This window comes from Virgisporangium aurantiacum, from assembly GCF_016863635.1.
In the GTDB taxonomy this organism is placed as follows: Bacteria; Actinomycetota; Actinomycetes; order Mycobacteriales; family Micromonosporaceae; genus Virgisporangium; species Virgisporangium aurantiacum.
Genome location: NZ_BOPG01000182.1, coordinates 1 through 1,511, shown reverse-complemented (window position 1 = coordinate 1,511; position 1,511 = coordinate 1). Strand labels below are relative to the sequence as shown.

Annotated in this window: 2 protein-coding genes; both read left to right on the top strand. The window is 68.0% G+C overall.

What is annotated here, in order from left to right; all coding sequences use genetic code 11:
- The coding region (locus Vau01_RS62940; RefSeq protein WP_204015456.1) for an HdeD family acid-resistance protein at nt 1-573 on the top strand (573 nt) is incomplete at its 5' end.
- Between the two features lie 39 nt (nt 574-612).
- Nucleotides 613-1,506 carry a PrsW family intramembrane metalloprotease gene (locus Vau01_RS62935; RefSeq protein ID WP_204015454.1) on the top strand — a complete coding sequence of 298 codons (894 nt, stop codon included), beginning with the start codon at nt 613-615 and terminating at the stop codon, nt 1,504-1,506.
- The last annotated feature ends 5 nt before the right edge of the window (nt 1,507-1,511 follow it).

The following is a 1,511-nucleotide window of genomic DNA, read 5'->3' as shown; positions in this document are numbered from 1 at the left end:
ATGTCGGAGACCCTGATCCGGTACTGGTGGGCTGTCGTACTGCGCGGTGTGGCGGCCGTGTTGTTCGGGCTGCTGGCCTTGATCTGGCCGGACATCACCGTGTTCGTGCTGGTCGTCCTGTTCGGTGCCTACGCTCTCGTGGACGGCGTGTTGGCCCTCGTCGCCGCCGCCACGGGCGAGCACCGTGGCCGTCGCGGATGGCTCATCTTCGCAGGCGTCGTCGGTGTGCTCGCCGGCATCGTCACCTTCGTCTGGCCCGGGGTGACCACACTGGCTCTGCTGTACGTGATCGCCGCTTGGGCGCTGGTGACCGGCGTGCTGGAAATCATGGCCGCGATCCGGCTGCGCCGGGAGATCCACGGCGAGTGGCTGTACATCCTCAGCGGTGCCTGCTCGGTGCTCTTCGGAATCCTCCTGGCGGTGTGGCCCGCAACCGGGGCGCTGGCGCTGATGATCCTGATCGGCAGTTTCTCCATCGTGTTCGGCGTCGTCCTGGTCGCCTTCGGCCTGCGCCTGCGCCGGCTGCGGCAGGAGCACTCGCATGCGGGCCTGGGCCGACCGGCCACGGCCTGAGTAACCCGGCCTGAGTCATCCATGTCCACGGAGGTTTCCATGCTCGACGTCAACGCGACGCCGCGTGCCGATCTGCGGGTGAGACGGGCGTGGTTGCGTATTTTCCTGGTCGGGTTGGCGCTGTGGTTGGCGACGGTGGTCGTCACGTTCGCCACCGGGAACCCGAACCTGGTGCCCACTCTGGTGCTGCTCGGTAGTTTCCTGGTGCCGGTGACGTTCGTGGCGTGGGCGTTCGACCGCCGCGACACCGGCGAGATCACGGCAAGCCTGGTGTTCAACACCTTTATCACCGGTGGGGTGCTCGGCGTGCTGGCCGCGTCGGTGCTGGAGACCTATCTGCTGAACCCGTCGGTGCCGCTGTTCGTCGGGGTCGGTCTGATCGAGGAGGCGGTCAAGCTCGTCGCGCTGGCGGTGTTGACCCGCCATCTGACGGTGCGATCCGGACGCGACGGCATGATCCTCGGCGCCTCGGTCGGGTTCGGCTTCGCCGCGTTCGAGTCCGCCGGGTACGCCTTCACGGCGTTGTTCACCGTCGACGGGCTGTCGCTGACACAGGTCGTCCAGACGGAGCTGCTGCGCGGCCTGCTCGCCCCGGTGGGACACGGGCTGTGGACGGCCATCCTCGGTGGGGTGCTGTTCGCCACGTGGGGGCAGCCGCGCCGGTTCGCTGCCACCGCACGCCTGATCGCCGCGTATCTCGGGGTCTCGGCGTTGCACGCGTTGTGGGACTCGATGCACGGCATCGCCCTCACCCTGACCCTGCTGATCACCGAGGGCGAGCAGTACCAGCCCACGCCGAACGGCTGGCTGGTGCAGCCCACATCGGAGCAGGCACGTCTGTTCCCGGTGCTGGAGTGGAGCGGCCTTGCGGTGATCTCGCTGGTGGGAGTGGCCTGGCTGACAGTCATGTGGCAGCGGACACGACCCCGATGACGGTC